We start from the raw sequence: 24,546 nt of genomic DNA on the forward strand, positions 1-24,546 counted from the left end.
CAAGCATCGGTAAGATGCGCGGCAGTAAATAAGCATAATTTAAAAAAACGATAAATCCGTCAGATGTGTCAGGTTTTGTAAAAAACATATGTAGGAACGGGATAAAACGGGTGTGCAATTCTATATAAATAGAATTATTAACGGCATTATCGAAAAAAGATTAAAAAACAAATACGTTCTCTGTGATTTTTTATACTTTTATTACACTTATTAGGTAAAATATTAATTAACCGAAATGTGTTTACAATTATGAGAAAGAAAATTTTCCCCATTTTTAGTCTTGCCATTATGCTGGCAACAATCTCAGGATTCTTCTATTCATGCGAGTCGGGCGTAAAACATGCGCCTATTTTACCACTCGAAGACTTTTTTAAGAACCCTGAAAAAACATCATATCAGATTTCGCCCGATGGCAAATATTTTTCGTTTCTAGCCCCATACGAAAACAGGATGAATATTTATGTTCAGGAGATAGGGCAAGACTCGGCTATGAGGTTAACCTCCGAAACCGCGCGCAGTGTAGCCGGATATTTTTGGGGAAATAACAATCGTATACTATTTTTGAAAGACACTGGAGGTGACGAAAATTTTCAACTATATGGTGTCAACATCAATGGATCGAACCTGCTACCCTTAACCGCTTTCGAAGGAGTAAGGACTACGATAATTGACGATCTTCCCGAAATAGAAAAAGAAGTAATAGTAGGGCTTAATAAAAGAAACCCTCAGATATTCGACCCTTACCGTTTGAATATAGAGACCGGAGAAATGACAATACTAGCCGAAAATCCCGGAAACATTCAGGGATGGATGACCGACCATGACGGTAAATTACGCATTGCCATAGCTTTAGATGGTGTGAATCAAAGTTTACTTTATCGCGATAGCGAAGATCAACCGTTCGGCATAGTTATTACAACCAACTTTAAAGAGTCGCTCTCGCCCCGTACCTTTACCGAAGACAATAAAAAATTGTATGCAACCTCAAACTTAGGACGCGATAAAAGCGCTCTTGTTATATACGATCCGCAAACGGCAACAGAAGAAAAACTTATTTACGAAAACGATACTTACGATATAACCGGTATTATATACTCTAACAAAGACAAAAAACTACAGGCTGCATCGTATATGGCACATAATGGAACGCAACGTAATTTCTTTGATTCAAGCTTGAAAAACGTATACGATAAGATTTCAGAAAAGGTTTCGAATATGCCTTTCGGAATAGCAGACAGAACCAAAAATGAAGATGTATACATTATACGCACATATAATGACAAAACGCCCGGAGCGTATTACCTGTACGATTCGTCGAACGATAAACTTACGCATATTTCGGATGTATACCCTTGGCTGAAAGAAGAAAATATGGCAGCAATGAACTGCATAGAATACACCAGCCGCGACGGATTAAAAATAGAAGGATATTTAACTCTACCTGTTGGTTACACAATGGAGACAGCTAAAAAACTGCCGGTTGTGATAAATCCGCATGGTGGCCCATGGGCACGCGACACATGGGGTTTCAACCCCGAAGCTCAGTTTCTTGCAAACAGAGGTTATGCCGTTTTGCAAATGAACTTCCGAGGCTCGACAGGATTCGGACGGAAATTTTGGGAACTATCGTTTAAAGAATGGGGGAAAACCATGCAAGACGATATTACCGACGGTGTAATCTGGTTGACAGAAAACGGAATTGCAGATGCTGACAGAATCGCTATTTATGGTGGTAGTTATGGCGGTTACGCCACTCTTGCAGGCTTAACATTTACACCCGATTTGTATGCTTGTGGTATAGACTATGTGGGAGTATCTAACCTCTTTACATTCCTTAATACCATTCCTCCGTATTGGAAACCAATGTTAGATATGATGCACGAAATGGTGGGCGACCCTCGTGCCGATAGCACATTATTAGTTAGTTCGTCGCCAGTGTTCCATGTCGACAAAATACAAGTTCCTTTGTTCATTGCCCAAGGCGCAAATGACCCTCGCGTGAACAAAGACGAGTCGGATCAGATGGTTAAGGCTTTGGAAGAACGAGGTATAACTGTACAATATATGGTAAAAGACAACGAAGGGCATGGATTTCATAACGAAGAAAACCGCTTCGAGTTTTACAAAGCTATGGAAACCTTCCTCGAAGAAAACATGACGATAGGTGCAAACTAAAAATCTTATAAACAACAGACAGCTTGGATGCCAACATCCTGGCTGTTTGTTTTATCTATAGCTATATAGTTCTGCTGATGTCGATATTCGAAAAGCTAAAACTTAAAGATTTCTTCTCTTATAACGAAGGAGACAAAAGAGCGATTATACTATTGTCTGTTCTCATTATTATATGCGGAGGTATTTGCCTGTTTTCGGAATATCTGTTTAACGGTAATCAGCCTATCGGAAATTCTGCGGCTTTTGCCGAGTTCGATAAGTTGCAAAAAAACAGAATCGAAGCTGCCAGTTCCGATAAAACAATGGAAGAACAGGAACAACCCCCTTTAGCTACCAATAATAATAGCACGCAGCTAAAAAAACTCGCAAAAGGAGAAGTAATAGATATAAACAATTGCAATGCAATCTCTATAAAACAAATACCGGGAATAGGCAATGAATATGCAAAACGGATTATAACATACAGAAATAAACTCGGAGGCTTTGTTTATAAAGAACAATTGATGGAAGTAAAAGGTATCAGCCGGAAACGGTATGATAACATATCGCAATATGTTATTATAAAGAAAGGTCACAAGGCTATCGACATAAATAACGTTACAGAAGCAAACTCTGTTTCGCATCCTTATTTGAAGCAAGCGCATATAGCCGCCATTATTAAACATATTGAAAACAATGGACGCCTAAGCTCGACAAAAGAGTTGTCAAAAATACCGGGTTTTACATCTGAAGAAATAAACAAGCTGTCTCCTTATTTAAGCTTCGAATAATAAATTGCGCTCTTTTATTTTTAATTAAATATTATTTTTTACCTTTGTGCCACAATCAGACTCCGTAGCTCAGTTGGTAGAGCAACTGACTCTTAATCAGTGGGTCGAGAGTTCGAGCCTCTCCGGGGTCACACATAAACCAAAGGCAATTAAATTTACCTAGGTAGCATAATGGGGCATTAGCTCATCTGGCTAGAGCGCAACACTGGCAGTGTTGAGGTGATCGGTTCGAGTCCGATATGCTCCACAAAGAATAAAATCCTCAGACAGAAATGTTTGGGGATTTTTATATATCCATATGGGCATACTAACCCCATATTCTTATTCGTCTGATTTTTGTGCCTTTTCTAAATTCCGAAGGTTTTAATATTGTCATATCACTTTCGAAAACGGGCCCCGATTTATCTATAAAATCGCTTCCATCAAGAAAAAATTGAATTCCTTCTAGTTTCGTTGTTTCAATTACATATATTCCACTTATGTAAGAAAACCAAATCTTGAAATCAGGATATGCAGCTATAAATTCGTCAAGAGTCGAGTTCAGTCCTATGCCTTCTGCTGTTTTAACTTTATCTGATAGTATGAAAATATTATCAATTCTGTCTGCATCATTATCTGCTTCCATAAAAAGACGTTCTATCTTCAATATCTCTTGTCCGTTTTCTGATACCGTATGTACAAGTATTTCAAAATCCTCTCCTTCTTCGGTTATTGTTTCAACACTTTTAGTTATCACATAACCACCTGTTTGAGCAGGTATTCGTTGGCCAACTAGAAATATATCGACCCCATTCTCTTTTATCAAATACTTTTGCTCGGGAGGGATGCTAACATTTTCTAATGCTTGATATTCTTCGTTTGAGCAAGTTTCCATCTCAAGTGTTTGGCTACAAATGTCTGCAGTTAGGAAAAAGAGACTTAAGACCATTGCTGTTATTTTTATTGCCATATTTTATCTAAAATAATGAAGTTAACAATTTTCTTCAAAACCCTCACAATAAGAGTTCTATGGCTTGGGGCTATTTGTCTTGCTTTATTAAAAAGAAACACCCTGTTGTGAAAAAGTTTCTGATGAATGGAATTTTGCCTATTACTAGAGATAGTTTTCGCGGTTTCAACTTAAACTTAATTTCGTAATGAGGATTAATAAAATAGAGTCTTTCGTTTACAATATCGTATCCGTTTGTTTTACTATATTTTCTGAATTGCTCTATTGTTATTCCGCACTCTTTTATCGAGATTAGCTCATCTATAGTTCCTTTATTCTCTTTAAAGGCTGAAAGAATCCCTTTATATAAACTTGTGGGCAGAATATGAAAGAATGGCAAGTGAGACAAGAATTTATTTCGGCAAAGCTGCTGATGTCCTCCAAAAGGCATATACCATGCAGGAAAGCCGAAATAGGCAACTCCGTTTTCTTTAAGGAAGCCTTTCATGTGGCGAAAAAAGTTTTCTTTGTCGGGAATATGCTCAATTACATCCCGTACAAGTATGATATCGAATTTTCCTAGTCCGTTAACTTTAAATACATCTTCGCAGAACAAATTTACTTTAGGGTTATTATCTGCATCCAGAATTTTTCTAGCTTCTTCAATACGAGGCTTGTTCAGATCGAAGCCTGTAATTTCGCAACCCATTTCGAGAAAAGGCAACAAGTTTCCTCCTGCTCCACACCCGATCTCCAAAATTCTCATATTCGAAGCTATCGGGTAATATTTATTTATATACGGAATTATATATTTTTTAGTCGAATATGTCAGTTCGTCAAAATATAACTTTCCGTTCAGATGCCTTTCTTGCATAAACGTTTATTTTGTAACCCGATATTATGGGTAGTCTTAGATTTATTTAGATATCAAAGTAAAAAGCTATTTGCCTGATACTATTTTCTTTATTTCGTTTAATTTGTTCAATGCATCAACAGGCGTCAGATTATTAACATCAAGCGATAATATTTCGTCCCTTACCTGACTGAGTATTGGGTCGTCCAGCTGGAAAAAGCTGAGTTGAAGTCCTTCACGTTTTTCGGTTATATCCTCAATTGGGCGGCTTACATCTCCCTGTCTGTTGTTCGACTCCAATTGTTTCAGTATCGAATTTGCTCTTTTCACAATGCTTTGAGGCATGCCTGCCATTTTTGCAACATGTATACCAAAGCTGTGTTCGCTACCTCCTTTTACCAGTTTACGTAAAAATATTACTTTGTTATCGACTTCTTTAACCGAAACGTTGTAGTTTTTTATTCGTTTGAACGATTTCTCCATTTCGTTCAGTTCGTGGTAATGTGTTGCGAAAAGGGTTTTTGCCCTAAATTTGGGGTGTTCGTGTATGTATTCTACAATAGCCCATGCTATCGAAATTCCATCATATGTGCTTGTCCCACGCCCTAACTCATCAAATAATACAAGGCTGCGAGCCGATAAGTTATTCAGAATATCGGAAGCTTCGTTCATTTCAACCATGAAGGTCGATTCTCCGAGCGATATATTGTCAGAAGCTCCTACTCGTGTGAATATCTTGTCTACGAGCCCGATTTGAGCCGATTCGGCAGGTACAAAACAACCTGTTTGAGCCATTAGTGTAATAAGTGCCGTTTGACGTAACAAGGCAGATTTACCCGCCATATTGGGCCCTGTAATAATAATTATTTGTTGCGAATTGCTATCTAAATGAACATCGTTTGCTATGTAAGATTCGCCTACAGGCATTTGTTTTTCTATAACAGGATGCCGTCCGCCTTTTATCGTTAATATATCCGAGTCTATAATCTCGGGACGGATATACTTGTTCTCTTTTGCAGTTTTGGCAAACGATAGCAAACAATCGGTTCGGGCTATCAGGTTTGCATTCAGTTGTATGGTTGGGATGTAATCGACAAGGCTTGTAACCAGATCGTTAAATATGGTTGTTTCTAAAGCCAATATCTTTTCTTCTGCTCCCAGAATCTTCTCTTCGTATTCCTTAAGTTCTTGAGTTATATAGCGCTCGGCATTAACCAGTGTTTGTTTACGTATCCATTCTGCCGGAACTTTGTCTTTATGTGTATTTCTTACTTCGATGTAATATCCAAATACATTATTGAAGCTTATCTTTAACGATGTGATTCCCGTTGCTTCAATTTCCCTTTGTTGTATCTGTAACAAATAGTCTTTACCCGAATAGGCTATTTGGCGAAGCTTGTCCAGCTCTTCATTCACCCCTTCGCGAATAACGCCTCCCCTGTTTATCATTGTTGGAGGGTCGTGGTTAATTTCTGCATTTATTTTATTGCGAATAACGGGGCATGGGTTCAGCTTTTCTCCAATCTCCTTTAAGCTAGGTTCGTCCGATGCCAGAAAAGCATTTCGTATAGGTTCAATGGCATTAAGTGCAATTTTGAGTTGTACAACTTCTCTGGGATTTATGCGGTTGACAGCAACCTTCGAAATGATACGTTCCAGATCGCCGATAAGCGAGAGTTGTTCTTCCAGTAATTGCTTTAGTTCTACATCCTTGAAAAAATATTCGACAGCCGATAGCCTGTCGTTTATAGGTTTTACTTCTTTCAAAGGAAAAACCAGCCAACGGCGAAGCATACGTGCTCCCATAGGCGATACAGTGCGGTCTATTATGTCGAGCAAGCTTTTACCTCCCTCATTCATTGTCGAAATAAGCTCCAGGCTGCGCACGGTAAATTTGTCGAGCCTTACATATCTGTCTTCTTCTATACGTGAGAGAGTTGTTATATGTCCTATCTGATGATGCTGGGTGATGTCGAGATAATGAAGGATTGTTCCGGCAGCAATAACTCCGTTTGTCAAATGGCTTACACCAAAACCCTTTAGGTTTTTAGTCTCGAAATGTTTTAATAAACGGTCGTTTGCCGCATCGCTTGTGAATACCCAGTCGTCAAGCTCGAAAATAAAGAAGCGGCTTCCAAAGTTTTCCTCAAAATCTTTTCTTTTACCTCGTTCGATAAGAACTTCTTTAGGCGAAAAGTTAGCCAGTAGTTTGTCTATATATTCGCGGGTACCTTCTGTTGTCAAAAACTCTCCTGTCGATATGTCGAGTAAGGCTATACCGTACGAATTTTTATACCGGTGTATAGCACAAAGAAAGTTGTTTTCTTTATGGTTTAGTATGTTGTCATTAATTGATACTCCGGGTGTAACTAGCTCGGTTACGCCTCTTTTTACCAGTTTGGTAGTTTGTTTAGGGTCCTCTAGTTGGTCGCAGATGGCAACTCTTCGTCCGGCTCTTACCAGTTTAGGTAAATATGTATCGAGGGCATGATGTGGAAAACCTGCCAACTCAATGTACTGAGCCGAACCATTGGCTCGTCTGGTAAGGGTTATCCCCAATATTTCGGAGGCATCAATGGCATCTTGCGAGAATGTTTCGTAAAAATCTCCTACCCTGAAAAGCAATATTGCATCGGGATGTTTTTCTTTTATCTCGTTGAATTGCTTCATCATTGGGGTTTCCACTATCTTTTTTGCCACAATTTTTTAGGTATAAAATTAGTATGAGAAACAAAGGTATGAAAAAATCCCTTAAACTTGTATTGTTAAATTTGCCGTTGATTTAACTTTTTAAGGTATTGAACATGGTATGGAAATTAATCGATGAGAAATATAATACAGTTAGCACAATTTATTTTGTAATTTGCAGTTTAATAAGTAAATAATAATTAATTTCGCAACAATTAAAAAAGGACTTATTCCTTTTGTTTATTTTGTGAAAGAGGGTAAGCTTGCTTAGTGAATAAAGTAATGAGGCTGAGCACAAATGGTGATAACCTTGAATTGGATTTTGTTAATGAACTTGAGATACTTTCTGATAATAATACTTTTGGTAATATGCGCTACTTCTGCTTATGGGCAGTGGGATCCGCAAATAAGCCAATATTGGAGAGTGAAGACGTTTTTTAATCCGGCTTTTGCAGGCGAAACAGAAAATATACAAATGACAGGTTTGTATCGTATGCAATGGTTGGGTGTGGAGAATGCGCCTAAAACTCTTATTATATCAGGGGATATGCCATTTAAATTTTTAGGGAGGGTTCATGGTGTTGGTCTGCTTATGATGAATGAATCGATAGGATTATATTCGAATTCTCAAATGGCAGGACAATATGCCTATAAGAAAAAGTTTAAAAAGAACACTTTAAATATTGGTGCACAAATAGGATTAACGCGAATTGGTTTTGATGCCGATGGTATAAAGGATGTCTGGACAGACGAAAATGATGAAGCCAAACCTACAATGAGTGAGCAGGCTTCGGTTTTTGATGCTAATATTGGTGTGTCGTGGATTGCTCCTAACTACTATGCCGGAATATCGGTAACACATATAATGGAGCCTTCTTACGAATTAAATGAAACATATTCATCTTTTATAAACAGGGCATATTATTTAACTGCGGGATACAATATTCAGCTACGAAATCCGTTGATAGAATTACAGCCTTCGGTTTTAGTGAAATCCGATGTTGTGTTTACTCAATTTGACTTTACCGGGCGAATTGTGTACAATAAAATGTTTAATGGCGGTATTTCTTGGAGAAAAGACGACGGGTTCGTATTTTTGCTGGGAATAAAATATAAAGGTTTTGATGCGGGGTATGCATACGACCTGTCAAACTCGGGGATGTCAAGCGGAACAAGTGGCAGCCACGAGCTTTTTGTTCGTTATTCGATGCCGATTAAACTAAACAAAACTCAGAGGAACAGCCATAAAAGTATCAGGTTATTATAGACAGATATTTGTTTGAAGTGGCTTTTATTATTATATTTTGAAATGAAAAAGGGTTGAAGAACCCAAATACTGATAGAAAAGTAATATGAAGAAATTATTTTTTGCACTCGTAACTTCCGTTGTATTGTTAACTTCCTGTGGTAAACCTCAGGGGGGATCTGTAGGCGGTGAATTAGTTGGGCTTGGCGGTTCGTCATGGGCCGAACCGAATCCATATGGGATGGTTCTTGTTTCAAGGGGTGCTTATGAAATGGGCCCGGCAGACAGCGACTCGCTTTGGGGTATTCAGGCTTCGGCAAAAGGTGTATCTGTTGATGCTTTTTGGATGGATGATACTGAAATAACAAACTCCGAGTATCGCCAGTTTGTATATTGGGTAAGGGATTCTATTATCCGTGAACGTTTGGCCGATCCGGCCTACGGTGGAGATGAAACCTTTAAAATAACAGAAGACCGTTATGGCGATCCTGTAAAGCCGTACTTGAACTGGAAGAAAGTAATTCCGTTTAAGCGCCCTACCGAAGATGAAGAAAGGGCTATTCTTAGCGTTACAGCCGTGCATCCGATTACAGGTCAGCGGGGAATAGATGCTGCTCAAATGAATTTCAGATACGATTGGTACGATCATACGGAGGCTGCTAAGCGCAGGAATCGTTTGAATCCGGTGGAGAGGGTGCTAAATACTGATATAACGGTTAACCCTAACGAAATAATAATGATTTCGAAAGACACCGCTTACATTGATGAAGAAGGACGTATAATAAATCAAACTATAACCCGTCCGCTAAGTACACTGTTCGATTTTTATCACAGTCACATTGTGAATATATATCCCGATACAACAGTATGGGTGAACGATTTTAATAATGCTTATAACGAACCGTATATGCGGATGTATTTTTCACATCCCGGATATAACGATTATCCTGTTGTGGGGGTTACATGGGAACAAGCTACGGCATTCTGTAACTGGCGGACAATTTTCTATCGTATGGGAATGGGGCCACGTTCGCGCGATATAGAGCCATTTAGACTGCCAACAGAAGGGGAGTGGGAATTTGCTGCGCGTAATGGAAAGACCGAAAATAAATATCCATGGGATTCGGAGGGTACTGTTACCGATAAAGGGTGTTTCATGGCAAACTTTAAACCGGGTGATGGAGATTATACTCAGGATGGAGAACTGATAACTTCGCGTGTAGCCAGTTATAACCCGAACCGCTACGGTTTGTATGATATGGCGGGTAATGTATCGGAATGGACATCTACTACATACGTAGAGTCGGGTAATGCTGTTGTTAATGACTTGAATCCTGAATACGGCTATAATGCAGCTAAGGAAGATCCATACGCCGATAAGAAAAAAGTTATAAAAGGCGGTTCGTGGAAAGATGTCGGAATGTTCATACGTGGCGACATGCGTGACTTTGAATATCAGAACCAACCTCGTTCGTATATCGGATTCCGTTGTGTAAGAACCCAGATCGGGACATCTAAATCAAGAAGATAATTATTGTTAGATCGATTTATAAATTACAAATAAAAGACTCAAGAAATCATGGGTAAAAAATATAGAAGATATAAAAATGCTATAGAAAAATATCTGTCGAGCGAAAAAGGCAGTCTGTTATTTCACAGGGCATATAGTTTTGGTGCGGCTATTGTTATTATCGGAGCCTTGTTTAAGATAAATCATTATGCTTACGGAACAGAGATATTAGCAATCGGTCTTATTACAGAGGCTGTTATATTCTTTTTGTCAGGTTTCGACAGACCGGCCAAAGATTACAAATGGGAAGAAGTTTACCCGGTGTTGGCTAACGAAGCAAGCAGTCGTGATAGTCTGACGGACGAGGAAAAGCAGGAGAATGAGCAACCTGTTGGAGGTAAGCGAGGTTATGCCGGTGGTGGAGGCGCTGTTATTATAGGTGGCGGAGGCGCATCTTCGTCATCAGCGGCTGTTTCCGGTGGAGTTTCTGTATCGGGTGGTGGAGTTGTTGGCGGCATTGTAAGTGATATGTCAGGGGCAGTTGATGCATCTGAAAAATATGCCGAACAATTAGGCAAAGCTTCGGAGAATATGGAAAAATTTGCCGAAATAACCAATTCGTTAGCCGAAATGTCGAATGCTCTTCTTTCATCCTTCCAGAGCATTAATGATAATTCGGAAGGATTGGGTAATAATACTAAGGGATATATTTCACAAATGGAAAGTCTTAACCGCAATATCTCAGGGTTGAATACTATTTACGAAATACAGCTAAAGGGTGTTAGTGGGCAGATAAATACCATAGAGCAAATTAATGCAGGTCTTGATCGCATTAAACGTTTGTACGATGGTTCATTGTCCGATAGTGCGATTTTTAAGAACGAAACCGAAAAGATGGCACAACAGTTGGCCGAGCTTAATAGGGTGTATGCTCGTCTGTTACAGGCTATGACTGTTAATATGAACATGAGTATGGGAGGTGGTTTTATGAATCCGACTCCGGAACAAGAAGATAAATAAAATATTCGTTTTATAACAATATAGAATGGCAACAAACAATCCAAATTCTCCAAGGCAGAAGATGATAAACCTCATGTATCTGGTGTTTATCGCAATGCTGGCTCTCAACGTATCGTCAGAGGTGCTTGATGGTTTCGACTTGGTAGAAGAAGGCCTGCAACAAACAATAAAAAGTAGCGACGGTCAGAATGATATTCTTGTTAACCGTATGCAAGAATTATATACCCAGAATCCTGTTAAGACCGAAGAATGGCATTCAATGGCAATGACTTTCAAGCATCGTTCTGACTCATTGTATAATCACATTCAGGACTTGAAAGAGCGGATCGTGAAATATGCTGATGGTAAGCATGGAGATGTGAATAATATAAAGAGTAAAGAGAGTCTTGATGCGGCTTCGTATGTTATGTTATCCCCTCTCGAAAAAAGAGGGAGCAAACTGAAAGAAGCAATAGATTCATATCGTGGATATGCGGTATCTATGGTTAGCGGTACACGTAAAGAGCATGTAGAGGATAGGCTGAATACAAATATATCGAAAAGGGTAGATGCCGGAAATAAAAACTGGGAACAGGTATTATTTGAGCAAATGCCAACTTCGGCAGCGGTTACGCTGTTAACGAAGCTTCAGAGCGATATTCGTGCTGTTGAAGGTGATGTTCTTGGCGAATTAGTTGGTAATATTGGCGCAGATGATTACCGTGTGAATAGTTTGGAAGCTTATGTTGTTCCTGAATCAAGATTCGTAACACGAGGAAGCGCATATAGGGGACAAATCATTCTTGCGGGTATTGATACAACTAAACGTCCGCGTATAGAACCAACGAGCGGAACAGTGAATGAGGATGGTTCATTTTCCATTCCTGCTTCGGGGGTAGGGGAACGTAAGTTTACAGGAAAAATGTTTCTGTCTCGTCCAGGTAAAGAAGAATTTGAAGTTCCTTTTTCGTCCGATTATATGGTTATAGAGCCAATGGCTACAGTAGCTCCCCGTTTAATGAATGTGTTATATGCAGGTTATAGTAATGAAATAGATATTTCTGTTCCGGGAGTGCCTAACAACAGAATAAGGGCTTCGGTAGCGAATGGAAGCGGTCAACTAGAGGCGAGAGGAAATTATTGGATTGCCCGTCCTTCGAAGGTAGGGCAGGAAATGATAGTTTCGGTAACTGCCGATTTTGGAAATGGACGCTATATAGAAGTAGCTAAAAAGCCTTTCCAAGTACGTAAGTTACCCGATCCAACTCCGTACATTGAGTATGCCGATGCTAATGGAACCCCCAACAGATTTAAAGGCGGACGAATAAATAAAACAGTTATTGTTAATGCACCGGGAATAAAGGCTGCGATGGATGATGGTGTTCTTAATATCCAGTTTCAGGTACTTCGCTTTACAGTTGTGTTTACCGATGGTATGAACTCAATAAGGGAGAATTCGGATGGTGCTAATTTTTCTGACAGGCAAAAAAATCAGATAAGGCGGCTAACCAAAGGACGTTCATTCTTTATAACCGATGTAAAAGTAAAAGGTCCCGATGGTATGGAGCGAGATTTGTCCTCTGCTATGGAAGTACGTATAAATTAAAAGAAAGCAAATTCTAATTAGGAATTTTAAGATATGAAACGATTATTTTTATCAATAACAATAATTCTAGCCGGAGTTCTCTTTGTTGGGGAGTTGTCGGCTCAAGAGTCTTCGGTTCGCGACAGAATTGCCCGCAGGCAGCAGGTAGAAAAAAATAAACAATCGATACCTCAACTGACTGTTCGTGCAAATAATCGGAATCAATCGCAAACTCAGGAAATAGCGAATGCTCCATGGGTTCGTGAAATTTATCGTTTCCTTGATCTGAATAAGGAGAAAAACGCATCGTTATATTATCCGGTAACGCCAATTGGTGATAGGATGAATTTATTTACGATGATGTTCAGATTATTGTCGAATAATGAGATTACAGCGTATGAGTTTCCTATCGATAGAGTAGAAACATTCTCGGATGCCGATAAGTTGAATTTTAAGGATCTGCTCGATCGTTTTGGAATAATGTATACCGAAGAAAATGGCGTATATTCTATCGAAGATGCGGATGTACCGAGTAATGAGGTTACAGGTTATTATGTGAAAGAAGCTTGGTATTTCGATAAATCGAATTCTGTTGTGGATATTAAAATATTGGCTATTTGTCCTGTTATTTTTTCGCAAGGCGATTTTGAAGCAGAGACTACCCGTTATCCCCTGTTTTGGTTGCCATATGAAGAAATTCGGCCATATGCCGCCCGTATGCCTATAATGTTGTCGAATCTGAACAATGCATCGAATCAGACTATCGACGATTTCTTCCGTAAACGATCTTTCGAAGGCGATATATACAAGACAACGAACATGAAAAACCTTACTTTAGCCCAAACGGTTAATTCAGGTAATGGAATGGACGAAATTGCTCCTATTGTACAAGATTCGCTTTTGAAAAAAGAACAAGCTAAGATAGAAGGACAGCTAAAACAATTTAAAACAAATCTTTGGGCTGTTGAAGAACCTGCTCCTAAAGTGAAAGACTCGAAAAAGAGCGACGAGAAAAAAGAAGACGAATCGGGAGAGAAAAGTGATTCGGACGAAAAAGTGCGAACCAATGAGGTTAAACAAGAGAAATCGTCATCTTCTTCAAAATCAGCACCGGTTCGAAGTATGAGAGGACGCAGAAGATAAAGCAAGTTAGAATTGATTAATATGAAAAGACTTGTTTTTTCGACAAACAATGCGCATAAACTGGAAGAAGTAAGTGCAATTCTGGGTAATGATTTCGAGGTGTTAGGATTGAGGGATATAGGAATAAACGAAGATATACCCGAAACAGGTAAAACACTTGAAGAAAATGCTTTTATCAAGGCCTCTTATATTTATGAGAAGAAAAAGTGTGATTGTTTTGCCGATGATACAGGACTTGAGGTTGAAGCATTGGATAATGCTCCGGGAGTGTATTCGGCAAGATATGCAGGAGAGCAATGTTGTGCAAAAGATAATGTAGAGAAGCTTTTGTCGGAACTTGAGGGTGTTGAAAACCGCAAGGCTCGTTTCCGCACGGTAATAGCAGCAATTATAGACGGAAAAAAGTATTCTTTTGAGGGAATTATAAAGGGAGTTATTATTAATACCCCTAAAGGAGAAGCCGGATTCGGATACGATCCTGTATTTATGCCCGATGGCTACGATAAAACATTTGCCGAATTAGGTAACGATATAAAAAACAAGATAAGCCATAGGGCGTTGGCTGTAAAAGAATTAGATACCTTTCTTAAAAACAGATAGATATTTGCAAGGTGTTGAAAAATAAATTTGCGTTAGTTAGCATATTAAGCGTTGTATTGCTCTTTATTTCGTGTTCTAACCAAAAGAACACTAAAACAACACGTCTTTATCACGAGATAAATACCCGTTATAATATTTACTTCAATGCTGAAGTTGCATACGAAGAAGCTCTTCAGAAAAAAATGGATTCGTACGATGAAAATTTATCGAAAATCATCTCTGTATATCCTTATTATGCACCTAACGAAAAGGGGGAATATCCTAAAAATAGCAGTTTTGTTACAACTATTGATAAATGTACCAAAGCCATAAAAATACACTCGATACAGGTAAAACCCGAACGAAATCCGGGTAAGCGGGGGAATATTGCTTATCAGAAATGGCTCGAACAGCGTGAATTTAATCCGTTTTTAAAAAATGCATGGTTATTGATGGCAAAAGCCGAATACCAGAGTGTTGATTACCTGAAAGCATTAACTACATTTTCATACATAACACGTCTTTACAGACAGGATATAGATGTTGTAGTTGAAGCTCGTTTATGGATGGCCAAGAGCTATACACAAATGGGTTGGTTTTACGAAGCAGAGAATGTTTTTAAACAAATAGAAATGGCGGGGGGAGTTCCCGATAGCCAGAAAAAACTATATGCATCGGTATATACAAATTATCTGATTCAGAGTAAAAAGTATGAAGAGGCAATTCCTTTTTTGCAACAAGCTATAAAATACGAAGGAGGAGAACAAAGTACCCGTTTAAAATATCTGTTGGGACAAGTATATGCAGAACAGGGCAACAAAGAAAAGGCTTACGAAGCTTTCAGTAAAGTGTCGGGGCTAGGAGTTTCGTTCGATTATGTATTTAACGCACGTATGCAGGAAGCCCGTAATTTGAATATTGCGGATTTGCAACAAAAGAAAAAAACTTTGTCGTCATTAAATAGAATGACGAAGCAAACAAAAAATAAAGAATACCTTGATCAGGTATACTACAATATCGGATATATTCATCTACAAGATGGTGATACCACAAATGCTATAAAAAACTATAGATTGGCGGTCGAAAAAAGTACTCGTAGTGGTTATGACAAAGCTATTGCGCAAGTAGCTCTGGGCGATTTGTATTTCGAGAAAAAGGATTATGTGCGGGCTCAGCCTCTTTATCCCGAGGCTTTAGGTATTTTGGGTAAAACCTACGAAAGATATGATAAATTAACACTCAGATCGGAGGTCCTTAATGAATTGGTTGTTTATGTTGAGGCTGTTCATCTACAAGATAGTTTGCAGGTTTTAGCTAAGATGCCCGAAGATGAAAGGCTTGCTGTTGTGGATAAAATTATTGAGAACCTAAAGAAACAACGGGAAGAAGAGCGTAAACAACAGGAATTAGAAAAACACAATGCTAACAGACCAAGCGGTGGAGTTTTAGGAGCACAGCAGGTAACGGCACCACAAACCCCACTGTTGGGGCAAACAGATGCATCTAAATTTTATTTCTATAACACTCAAACTGTATCCCAAGGAAAACAGTCGTTCAGAAATCAGTGGGGAGACCGCAGATTGGAAGATGATTGGCGTCGGAAAAATAAAACCAGTGCCGCTTTTGACGATTTCTTTAAACAGGAAAATCAAGGCGAGGAAGTTGCGGAAGAAGGTATACCTCAGCCGGGCGTAGAAGAAAGACCGGAAGGTGCTCCTGTTATAGATAAATCGCAACAGGTAACAGACCTTGATCGAGAGTATTATCTTCGTCAGATTCCAAAAACAAATGCTACATTAAGGCAATCAAACGATATTATTGAAGATGCTTTGTATCAGATGGGCTTGATTTATAAGAATAGGCTCGAAGATTTAGGTTTGTCTGTCGATGCTTTTGACGAGGCTATAAAACGATTTCCTAAAACCCGGAACCTTGAGGAGATTTATTACCAATTGTTTATTATTTATATGCAATTGGGGAATAAAGATATGGCGGAGCTGTATCGTTCAAAAATATTGGCAGAATTTGCAGGACGCGATTATGCAACCATGCTATCCGACCCTAACTACGAATGGAATATCCGTAACCTCAAAACGCTAGAGAATAGTTTGTACCAGCAAACTTACGACGCTTATATGGGAGGAAGCGTTAGTGCAGTGCGTAGTAATTATAGTACGGCGAAGGAAAAATATACGCTTTCGGAGCTTATGCCCAAATTTATGTTCCTTAATTCGTTGACATTTGCCCAGACAGGAGATGTTGAAGAATTTAAGAAAAGCTTGCGAGAACTTATCGATAAATATCCGAATGCTGATGTTACAGCGTTGGCCTCTGAAATGTTGAAAGGTGTTTTGGAAGGACGTTCGCTTGTTGGAGGTCTGACAGGAATGGTGTGGAATATGCAATTTGGGGGAGGAGGTATAACCGAAGGTGATTCGGCAGTCGTGTTTACCGATGTTCCGGAAAGTAAACATTTAATGATGTTGATATTCGACCCTAAAAAAGTGGATAGAAACCAGTTATTATACGATGTAGCCGATTACAACTTCTCGAATTTTATATTACAAACATTCGACTTGAGTTTCTCGGATGTAGGACCTTTACAGATGTTACAGGTAAAGGGTTTTGATTCATTTAAAGATATTGCAGAATATACGAATAAGGCTTTTGAAGATAGTTCGCTAGTGCAGCAAATAGATTCTTCTGTAATATTTGTGCCTATATCGGCTGATAATTATGATATCCTGCAACGAGGTAAGAGTTTAACAGATTATTTTTCTTTTGTTCAGGAACACTATGCTGCACCTTTGGCAAAACTCATTTCGTATTGGAATCTACAAATGACAAAATCGGAAGATGAGGAGGCAGAAGTTATAGAACCAGAAAATATTCCGAAAACGGAAGTTCAGATACAACCAGATAGGAATGCAGAATCGGAAGAGAAGGAACCGGAGATAATACATACTGAAATTCCTGATAATATTAAATTTACCGATCAGGATGAGGTAAAACCTGTGTTGCAGGAAAAAGTTGACCAAGGTGTAGAAACAGTAGTTTCGGATGAGACTGTAAATCAAGTTGGACGAGGCTTTGATGATGCGCAGGATACATTTGATGAAATAGCTGATAATCCTGTAGATGGAATAAAAGGTTTGATAGAAAAAATAAAGAATAAGCCTAAACTCACGAAGGAAGAAAAAGAAGCTGCAAAAGAAGAAAAGAAACGCTTACAGCAACTAGAGAAGGAGCGTAAAGCGCGAGAAAAAGTGGTTCAGGATTCGATACGAGCGATTGAAAAAGCAGTTCAGGACTCAATAAAACAAGAGGAGCGCGAGCAAATAGAGTTTGAAAAAGCGGCGAAAAAAGCTAAGGAAGATGCAATTAAAGACGCAGCCAAAGCTAAAGAAGATGCTCGTAAAGCTAGGCAGGAAAAACTGAAGACCAAAGAAAAGGCTCGAAACGAAGAACTTAAGCGTAAAGAAAAAGAGCGTGAAGAGAAGCTGAAAGAACGGGAGAAACAGCGCAAAGAAAAAGAAAAGCAAAGAGAAACCGAATTAAAGGAACGTGAACGTCAAGCTCGAGAACGGGAGAAACAACGTAATCGAAGATGAAAGGAATGATGCGTTTCGTTTTGATATTAATGAGTGTTTGTACACTTTCATGTTCTTCTACTTCTCAAGAAGGTAAAAAACTGGTTAGTGGGATAAATCCTGAACTGATAAAGTTTAACTATTCTCAGGTATCTTCTACCGAAAAGTACCTGAGGTCGTTAGGATTGGTTGATATTGCAAAACATGATTCTTCGATAGTTATAGATCTTAAGTATGCGACATCCGATAATTTTACAGGAGTTATTCTTTATATCGAGATTGGAAATGCATATCTGCATCCTTTGGCGATGGAGAAGCTTTGTAAAGCATCTCAAATACTGAATAACGAAAATTCGGAGTTACGTTTGCTTATATATGATGCAGCACGTCCCTTATCGGCGCAAAAGCGAATGTTTGAAGTTGTACAAGGAACAAAATATCAGGCTTATGTTGCTAACCCTTCACGAACGGGATTGCATAATTATGGAATGGCCGTAGATCTGACTATTTGTGACGAGAACCGTGTTCCTTTAGATATGGGAACTCCTTTCGACTATTTTGGAAAGACGGCAGGGATAAATGACGAAGATTTGTTTGTGTCGCAAGGTTTGTTAACAAGGGAGCAGGTAAATAATCGTCGATTATTGAGAAGAGTTATGCAAGAATCGGGATTTATAGCTATAAGAGGCGAATGGTGGCATTTTAATGCTTGTTCGTTAAGCGAAGCACAACGAATAGCGAAATTGATAGAGTAATTGACTTATAGTATTGTAATGGGTACACAAAGAAATATTTATATCGATTATATAAAGGCGGTAGTCATAATACTAGTTGTGTTGGGACATAGTATTCAATGTTTTGATTATGGGGTAACTTCTTTGTTATGGTCCGATTGGTTATTTAAGTTAATATACACTTTCCACATGCCTTTACTTTTGGCTATTAGTGGGTATTACTCTTATTTTTCTATAAAAAAACAGTCATTGTACATCTATACTAAGAAAAGAGTACAGTACATATTTGTCCCAATGGTTGTTTGGTGTGTGCTATATTCTATAATAGTTCAAGTATGTTTTGCTCAGACTTTTGATGTTATTTCTTTTGTGAAGGTATTAGCCGAAAACATTCAGTATGGTTATTGGTTTATTTGGGCTATACTATTTTCTGCTATATATTCAGCCGTATTACATAAACTGAGGTTAGATAATGTTATAGGTTTTTTGGTTAGTTCCATATTATTAATGTTTATTGATATCCATAACTTTCAGTTTCCAATTGTAATTAGTTTCTTTCCTTTTTTTGCAATAGGTTATTTATTAGCAAAAGTTGATATAAACAAGTTAATTTCATTTTGTAAAAAGTATTTTCTCTTGTTTCTTATAGCTTCTTTGATATGTTACTTTTTGTGGACCGACAAAGCATATGTTTATATAACTCCTTCTAATTTTGAAAACTGGAGCACTGTATTATTCAGAGATATAACGGCAATTGTTATTTCTGTTTCGTTCCTTATTATCTTTTATTATATTTATCGATACATTTCTAGGTCGAAAGTCGTATCATTTTTATCGGAAGTAGGAAAAGAGACGTTGCCCATTTATTTATCCCATCATCTAATCGTGAATTTATTTCAGGCAGGATATTTATATTTCAATGTTTTTGAAACTAAATATAGTATCATCTTTATCATACCAAGTTTATTGTTTGTTGTGCTGTTTTATTATTTTACTCGCATTATAAATAAAAATAAAATTGCCGCTTATTTATTGCTAGGGAAAAAGCTTTGAAGAACTCTAAAGATACTTTACTTCTTTAAAGGCATATCTGTGTATGTTGTTTTTATCTGTTTTTAAAACCAGCATTCCCGAAGGTTCTATATCTTCTATTTGTGCCATAAAAGAACCGTCTTTGTCGCAAAAAGGGAAAGTCCCTTTGCCTCTATATAAATGTTGCTTGTATTCATCGACGATAGGCTGAGAATTGCTCTTAGATTGTTCGTATAGTTTTGCTATATTATCCACAACCTCATGCAAAATTTTCATTATGTCGAACTCAATCCCTGTGACTTGTTTTAGCGATACAGGATTAGGGGCACTTCCGACAAAGCTTTCCTGATTAATGTTTATGCCTATGCCTATGACCGATTGTGATACAGAATTGCCGACAAAGCTATTTTCTAAAAGAGTTCCGCATATTTTCTTATCATTCCAGTAAATGTCGTTAGGCCATTTAATCGATATATTGCCGACATATTTGTTCAGAGTTCTTCTGATGGCAACCGCTATAAGTTGTGATAGGATAAAAGGCTCGGACGGTTTAACGTGTTTGGGATAAAGCAGGATGCTGAATAAAATATTTTTCCGCTTTTCCGATTCCCACGAGTTACCTTGCTGGCCTTTTCCCGATGTTTGAAAATCTGTATATACAACAGTTCCTTCTTGTAAGTCGGTTTCTGAGACCGATAATCCTTTAAGGTAAGTACTCGTAGAATTAACTTCCTGCAAATAAATATAATCATTCTTCATTTGCCATATTCTTATAAATTTCCTGCTGTTTTTTAGGTAGTTTGTTTATAACTTCTTCTACCGAGTGATCGATCCATTGTTTTATCTCAATGTCGGACATATCGCCTTCCTGATTAATAGAATTCCACAACTTTTTGTTAGCATGAATTCCCGGAATAACAGCTGTGTATCGTTCGCGCAGATCGATAGCTTTTTCGGGGTCGCATTTTACACTAACCCAAAAACCATCCTCTGATGGGTCTATCGAAGTGTAGGCAAACATTTTATTCATAACTTTAAAAACGAGTACTGTTTCGTCGAACGGAAAACTTTCGTTCGCTCCCTTTACTGATAAACAATACTCCCTTAACTCTTCAATATTCATAACAGTTTAGTTTAAAGGGGCTAAAAATGCATCCTCGAAATGTGTTATCTGATAATCTGTTCCTTCTTGTAAAATTGATATTATATCAAATCGTATTGGCATATCAATATTATATTCGTTGGCATAAAAGTCGGCAGCATCTACCATTCGTCTTATTTTTATATCTGTTACTGCATCTTCGGGGTTTCCCCATCTGGCGGATTTACGTGTTTTAACCTCTATAAAAATAAGTGACAATTGGTCGGTTGCTATAATATCTATTTCAATTCTGCGATGTCGCCAATTCCTCTTCAAAATGGTAAACCCTTTGTTCTGTAAGTAAATTACAGCCGCATTTTCTCCCTGATATCCAAGATTGTTGTGATTTGCCATAATTTTGACCGCTTTACATTATAAAATGTCATCAAGGGAGGTAAAAATAGAACTTTTCTTTCTAATTTTGCGGGTAATGAGCCAGAAAAAAAAGAATACGATAATTCGTGATAAACAAGTTTCTTTTTCGTTGAGTGAAGAAGAATACAATCTTGTGGCTTCATATATAAAGAAGTACAAGATTTCGAATAAGTCGCGGTGGTTACGTGAAACGGTTATTGCTCATATTCTGAAAAATCTGGATCAGGATTACCCCACTTTGTTTGGAGAAAATGAAATGCGTCGATGAACGATATCCTTAACGATGAGTTTTATATGAAGCAGGCTCTAAAAGAGGCTCAGCAGGCTTTCGATAGGGACGAAGTGCCTATTGGCGCCGTAATTGTTTCTCAAGGACGGATTATAGCTCGTGCACACAATCTGGTTGAGGTATTAAACGATGTGACGGCTCATGCCGAAATGCAGGCTATTACGGCTGCTGCAAATGTGTTGGGTGGCAAGTATTTGAAAGACTGTACGCTGTATGTTACAGTAGAACCCTGTCCTATGTGCGCAGGTGCATTAGGGTGGTCACAGATATCAAGGATCGTTTATGGAACGAAGGACGAAAAAAGAGGTTATTCTTTTATTGCGCCAAAGTCGTTACATCCCAAAACTCAGATAATAGGAGGCGTTTTGGAAAAAGAATGTGCGGCTATTATGCAAAATTTTTTCAAAGGAAAACGCTGAAAAAATTATTTGATATTCTTGTTTACTAATAGATAAACTATATGAGAAAAATTTACATTATACTCATCTTTTTTTCTGTGTTGTTGCAATATTCGTGTAATTCGGATAAGAAAAATACAGAAGTGCTGAATTTAGGTGTAATGTCGTCAATGGATTACCTCCCTTTGGCTGTTGCAGGCAGAGAAGGTTATTTCGATAAGTTGGGTCTAAGAATAAAGATACATAAATTTTATTCGGCTAACGAGCGTGACGCAGCATTTCAGAGTGGAAATGTTGATGGAGTTGTTATTGATTATACAGGTGCTATTTTGCAAAAATCGGGAGGCTTCGATCTTAAGCTAACATCGAAGTGCGATGCTCCCTTTTACATTGTGGCAGGAGCGAATACCACAATTGACAGCTTATCTCAGCTAAAAGGAGCGAAAGTTGCAGTTTCTCAGAATACAGTTATCGATTATATTGTGGATATGGCTTTACAGTCGGTTGGATTAACAGCTTCCGACATCGAAAAGATAGAGATGAATAAAATTCCTCTTCGGTTCGAAATGCTGAGAAATGGAAAAATAGATGCTACAGGTTTGCCTAACCCGTTTGCTTTGATGGCCGAAAAAGCAGGAGACAAAATGTTAACTTCGAATGCCGATTTAGGTTTTTCTATTACAGGAATCATGTTTTCGCAATATTCAATCGATACCAAGAAGGATATGATTGTAAAAATGTACGAAGGCTATAACATGGGTGTCGATTACTTAAAATCGCATACAGTTGAAGATATTAAGGATATATTGATAAAAGACCTAGGCTTTACGGACGAAACTATATCGAAAGCAGTGCTGCCCAACTATACAAAAGCACAAATGCCGTCCGATGCCGATATTCAAAAAGTTGTGGAATGGCTGGCTACCCGTAAATTGATAGAGTCGTCGTTCGATAAAAATTCATTGTTAGACAATCAGTTTGTTCAGTAAGCAACCAACTTCCAAATGATCTCAATAAACAGTCTGACTGTAAAATATAACGAAACTGAGGTGTTGAAAAACTTCTCGCTTAATCTGGATAAAGGCGAAATATATTCGATGATAGGTCCTTCAGGCTGCGGAAAATCTACCTTGTTGAAGGTTTTATGTGGAATAAAAAAGGACTATATAGGAGATGTTTTATATAATGGAGAACCTATTGAGCATGCAAAGCTATCGGTTGGTTATGTGCCTCAAAATTATGGATTGTTAGATTGGAAAAAGGTAGAGGATAATATATACCTGCCATTAATGCTCGATAAAAATAAGAAAGTTAAGGAGACAGAAGTTCTTGATATTCTTAACTCGCTTGAGATTGAAGATTTATTGAAGCGTTATCCACGTGAGTTGAGTGGGGGGCAAAAACAACGGGTGGCTCTTGCTCGTGCTTTTATTTCGCAACCCGATTTGTTATTAATGGATGAGCCTTTTTCGGCACTCGATGCATTTACTTCATCTGCATCGCAAAAGTTATTCCTCCGTATATGGAATAAATATAAAGTTACAACCTTGTTCATAACACATAATATTCAGGAAGCAGTTTCTATAGGCAGGCATGTTTTACTGATGGGTAAGGTTTCCCGAAATCTTATTGATAATATTGATAATCCTACTTTTGGCGTTGCTGATAGTGATATGGAGAAGATGCAATTGGCAAATACAATAGTCAAAAAATTTGAAGAGACAGTATGAAAAAACGGTCGGTGTTAGATAATATCATTTATATATTGGTCGGTTTTGTACTGTTCAATATTATATGGTTTGTTTGTGCCGAATTGTTGCAGCTAAAAGCTTTGCCTTTGCCACTTGATGTTTATAGTGGTTTTGGTAAGGCTTTGGATAATGATATTGCAGGACATTTGTCGGCTAGCCTTTCGCGTGTTTGCATCGGGCTGATTATTTCGCTTATGATAGCTGTTTTGCTGGGAATGAGTATGGGCTATAATAAAAAAGTAAACAGATTGTTAGGCCCTTTATTGTATTTTACTTACCCTATACCCAAATTAGCACTTTTGCCTATTGTTATGATTTTGTTTGGTGTTGGCGAATCATCTAAGATTATAATTATTGTGCTGATTATTGTGTTTCAGCTTATTTTGTCTATTCGCGATGCTGTGTTAGGTATACCAAAAGATGATTATGGTGTACTGATTTCGCTAAAAGCGAGTAATATAGACAGAATGCGACATATAACATTTCCTGCTATCTTGCCCGAAATATTATCATCGCTACGTGTATCGTTGGGTATTGCTATGTCTGCGTTGTTCTTTACCGAGACGTTTGGCACAGATAAAGGTCTGGGCTTTTATATAACCGATTCGTGGATGCGCCTCGATTATATACAAATGTATTTTGGCATTTTCACATTGTCTCTTGCCGGTTTTTTTATATTTCTGGTCTTGGATATTGTTGAGAGCTATACATGTAAATGGAAGAAATTATAGATAATAATTAGATATATTGTTTTTAGAGT

Annotated in this window: 22 protein-coding genes and 2 tRNA genes; 18 read left to right on the forward strand and 6 right to left on the reverse strand. The window is 38.1% G+C overall.

What is annotated here, in order from left to right:
- Positions 1-288 precede the first annotated feature (288 nt).
- The 4 genes from D0T53_RS05190 (at position 289) to D0T53_RS05205 (ending at position 3,192) form a co-directional block, all read left to right on the forward strand.
- Positions 289-2,175 carry a S9 family peptidase gene (locus D0T53_RS05190; protein ID WP_221411500.1) on the forward strand — a complete coding sequence of 629 codons (1,887 nt, stop codon included), beginning with the start codon at positions 289-291 and terminating at the stop codon, positions 2,173-2,175.
- A 77-nt stretch (positions 2,176-2,252) separates the two neighbouring features.
- On the forward strand, positions 2,253-2,945 hold the full coding sequence (locus tag D0T53_RS05195) for a helix-hairpin-helix domain-containing protein (RefSeq protein ID WP_163265778.1): 693 nt from the start codon (positions 2,253-2,255) through the stop codon (positions 2,943-2,945).
- A gap of 58 nt (positions 2,946-3,003) precedes the next feature.
- Positions 3,004-3,076 (forward strand) — tRNA-Lys (locus D0T53_RS05200).
- A gap of 42 nt (positions 3,077-3,118) precedes the next feature.
- Positions 3,119-3,192, forward strand: a tRNA-Ala gene (locus D0T53_RS05205).
- Between the two features lie 60 nt (positions 3,193-3,252).
- On the opposite strand, the gene D0T53_RS05210 is transcribed toward D0T53_RS05205, so the two are convergent.
- The 3 genes from D0T53_RS05210 to mutS all read right to left on the reverse strand — a co-directional run bounded on the left by D0T53_RS05210 (position 3,253) and on the right by mutS (position 7,399).
- Positions 3,253-3,894: a hypothetical protein gene (locus D0T53_RS05210; RefSeq protein ID WP_221411499.1), complete on the reverse strand. Its 642-nt coding sequence runs from the start codon at positions 3,892-3,894 to the stop codon at positions 3,253-3,255.
- Positions 3,895-3,964: 70 nt separating this feature from the next.
- Complete coding sequence (locus D0T53_RS05215; protein WP_163265782.1) at positions 3,965-4,747, reverse strand: bifunctional 2-polyprenyl-6-hydroxyphenol methylase/3-demethylubiquinol 3-O-methyltransferase UbiG; 783 nt, start codon at positions 4,745-4,747, stop codon at positions 3,965-3,967.
- Positions 4,748-4,813: 66 nt separating this feature from the next.
- Complete coding sequence (mutS, locus tag D0T53_RS05220) at positions 4,814-7,399, reverse strand: DNA mismatch repair protein MutS (RefSeq protein WP_221411501.1); 2,586 nt, start codon at positions 7,397-7,399, stop codon at positions 4,814-4,816.
- A gap of 343 nt (positions 7,400-7,742) precedes the next feature.
- On the opposite strand from mutS, the gene D0T53_RS05225 reads away from it, so the two are divergent.
- The 9 genes from D0T53_RS05225 to D0T53_RS13720 all read left to right on the forward strand — a co-directional run bounded on the left by D0T53_RS05225 (position 7,743) and on the right by D0T53_RS13720 (position 19,853).
- Positions 7,743-8,681 (forward strand): PorP/SprF family type IX secretion system membrane protein, encoded by a 939-nt coding sequence (locus D0T53_RS05225; protein WP_163265786.1) that lies wholly within the window; start codon positions 7,743-7,745, stop codon positions 8,679-8,681.
- Positions 8,682-8,766: 85 nt separating this feature from the next.
- Complete coding sequence (locus tag D0T53_RS05230) at positions 8,767-10,191, forward strand: SUMF1/EgtB/PvdO family nonheme iron enzyme (protein WP_163265788.1); 1,425 nt, start codon at positions 8,767-8,769, stop codon at positions 10,189-10,191.
- Positions 10,192-10,239: 48 nt separating this feature from the next.
- Positions 10,240-11,190, forward strand: a complete 951-nt coding sequence (gene gldL, locus D0T53_RS05235; RefSeq protein WP_163265790.1) for a gliding motility protein GldL — start codon at positions 10,240-10,242, stop codon at positions 11,188-11,190.
- Positions 11,191-11,215: 25 nt separating this feature from the next.
- Complete coding sequence (gldM, locus tag D0T53_RS05240) at positions 11,216-12,775, forward strand: gliding motility protein GldM (protein ID WP_163265792.1); 1,560 nt, start codon at positions 11,216-11,218, stop codon at positions 12,773-12,775.
- A 33-nt stretch (positions 12,776-12,808) separates the two neighbouring features.
- Positions 12,809-13,897 (forward strand): gliding motility protein GldN, encoded by a 1,089-nt coding sequence (gene gldN / locus D0T53_RS05245; protein ID WP_163265794.1) that lies wholly within the window; start codon positions 12,809-12,811, stop codon positions 13,895-13,897.
- A 21-nt stretch (positions 13,898-13,918) separates the two neighbouring features.
- Positions 13,919-14,497, forward strand: a complete 579-nt coding sequence (locus D0T53_RS05250) for a non-canonical purine NTP diphosphatase (RefSeq protein WP_163265796.1) — start codon at positions 13,919-13,921, stop codon at positions 14,495-14,497.
- Positions 14,498-14,508: 11 nt separating this feature from the next.
- The gene (locus tag D0T53_RS05255; protein ID WP_163265798.1) at positions 14,509-18,087 is read left to right on the forward strand and encodes a tetratricopeptide repeat protein; all 3,579 of its coding nucleotides are present in this window, start codon (positions 14,509-14,511) and stop codon (positions 18,085-18,087) included.
- Positions 18,084-18,821 carry a M15 family metallopeptidase gene (locus D0T53_RS05260; RefSeq protein ID WP_255489394.1) on the forward strand — a complete coding sequence of 246 codons (738 nt, stop codon included), beginning with the start codon at positions 18,084-18,086 and terminating at the stop codon, positions 18,819-18,821. The genes D0T53_RS05255 and D0T53_RS05260 overlap by 4 nt, the downstream gene beginning before the upstream one ends.
- A gap of 18 nt (positions 18,822-18,839) precedes the next feature.
- Positions 18,840-19,853, forward strand: coding sequence for an acyltransferase family protein (locus D0T53_RS13720; protein WP_163265800.1), 1,014 nt, complete (start codon positions 18,840-18,842; stop codon positions 19,851-19,853).
- A 6-nt stretch (positions 19,854-19,859) separates the two neighbouring features.
- Here D0T53_RS13720 and D0T53_RS05270 read toward each other — a convergent pair whose 3' ends face one another.
- From D0T53_RS05270 to D0T53_RS05280, 3 genes are read right to left on the reverse strand one after another with little or no spacing between them, the layout of a single operon-like run.
- Positions 19,860-20,591: a biotin--[acetyl-CoA-carboxylase] ligase gene (locus tag D0T53_RS05270; RefSeq protein WP_163265802.1), complete on the reverse strand. Its 732-nt coding sequence runs from the start codon at positions 20,589-20,591 to the stop codon at positions 19,860-19,862.
- A complete protein-coding gene (locus D0T53_RS05275) occupies positions 20,581-20,955 on the reverse strand; it encodes an MmcQ/YjbR family DNA-binding protein (RefSeq protein ID WP_163265804.1) in 375 nt (124 codons plus the stop codon). Before D0T53_RS05275 ends, D0T53_RS05270 begins: the two co-directional genes overlap by 11 nt.
- A 6-nt stretch (positions 20,956-20,961) precedes the next feature.
- Entirely contained in the window at positions 20,962-21,327 is a 366-nt protein-coding gene (locus D0T53_RS05280; RefSeq protein WP_163265806.1) for a YraN family protein, read from the reverse strand.
- Positions 21,328-21,403: 76 nt separating this feature from the next.
- Between D0T53_RS05280 and D0T53_RS05285 the strand changes: the two genes are divergently transcribed.
- The 5 genes from D0T53_RS05285 to D0T53_RS05305 are packed head-to-tail and all read left to right on the forward strand — an operon-like array spanning position 21,404 to position 24,517.
- Positions 21,404-21,616: a hypothetical protein gene (locus D0T53_RS05285; RefSeq protein WP_163265808.1), complete on the forward strand. Its 213-nt coding sequence runs from the start codon at positions 21,404-21,406 to the stop codon at positions 21,614-21,616.
- Complete coding sequence (locus D0T53_RS05290; RefSeq protein ID WP_163265810.1) at positions 21,613-22,056, forward strand: nucleoside deaminase; 444 nt, start codon at positions 21,613-21,615, stop codon at positions 22,054-22,056. Before D0T53_RS05285 ends, D0T53_RS05290 begins: the two co-directional genes overlap by 4 nt.
- Before the next feature lie 41 nt (positions 22,057-22,097).
- A complete protein-coding gene (locus D0T53_RS05295; protein ID WP_163265812.1) occupies positions 22,098-23,024 on the forward strand; it encodes an ABC transporter substrate-binding protein in 927 nt (308 codons plus the stop codon).
- Between the two features lie 15 nt (positions 23,025-23,039).
- Positions 23,040-23,765 carry an ABC transporter ATP-binding protein gene (locus tag D0T53_RS05300; protein WP_163265814.1) on the forward strand — a complete coding sequence of 242 codons (726 nt, stop codon included), beginning with the start codon at positions 23,040-23,042 and terminating at the stop codon, positions 23,763-23,765.
- Positions 23,762-24,517, forward strand: a complete 756-nt coding sequence (locus D0T53_RS05305) for an ABC transporter permease (protein WP_163265816.1) — start codon at positions 23,762-23,764, stop codon at positions 24,515-24,517. Before D0T53_RS05300 ends, D0T53_RS05305 begins: the two co-directional genes overlap by 4 nt.
- Positions 24,518-24,546 lie beyond the last annotated feature (29 nt).

The sequence above is a fragment of the Dysgonomonas sp. 216 genome (assembly GCF_010501065.1).
Classification (GTDB): domain Bacteria; phylum Bacteroidota; class Bacteroidia; order Bacteroidales; family Dysgonomonadaceae; genus QVMM01.